A 403-nucleotide genomic window follows, 5' to 3' on the forward strand; every position below is an offset into this window, starting at 1 on the left:
AACGCCACGGTCATCGCGCACTATTTCGGTATGAGTGAGTTGGTGGTCGGCCTGACCGTCATCGCCATCGGCACCAGCCTGCCGGAGCTGGCCACGTCGATCGCCGGCGCACTCAAGGGCGAAGATGATATGGCGATTGGCAATATCATCGGCTCCAACATTTTCAACACGGTGATCGTGCTGGGCGTGCCCGCCCTGCTGTCTCCGGGGACCGTCGATGGCGCCGCCTTCCATCGCGATTACTGGGTCATGCTGGCCGTCAGCATTGTGCTCAGCGCCCTGTGCATCGGGCGCAAACATCGCATCGGTCATCTGGCCGGCGCTCTGTTATTATGTGGTTTTATTGCGTATCTTGCGGTGCTGTTTTTTAACCCTTTCAATTCATTTAGCTATAGCCTCTAGC

The 403-nt window shown here is 57.3% G+C and carries 1 pseudogene; it reads left to right on the forward strand.

Annotation, left to right across the window (positions count from 1 at the left end):
- A pseudogene (locus tag CVN76_RS00445) lies at positions 1 to 402 on the forward strand (sodium:calcium antiporter); the annotation flags it as partial.
- Position 403 lies beyond the last annotated feature (1 nt).

Source organism: Bacillus sp. mrc49 (assembly GCF_002803435.1).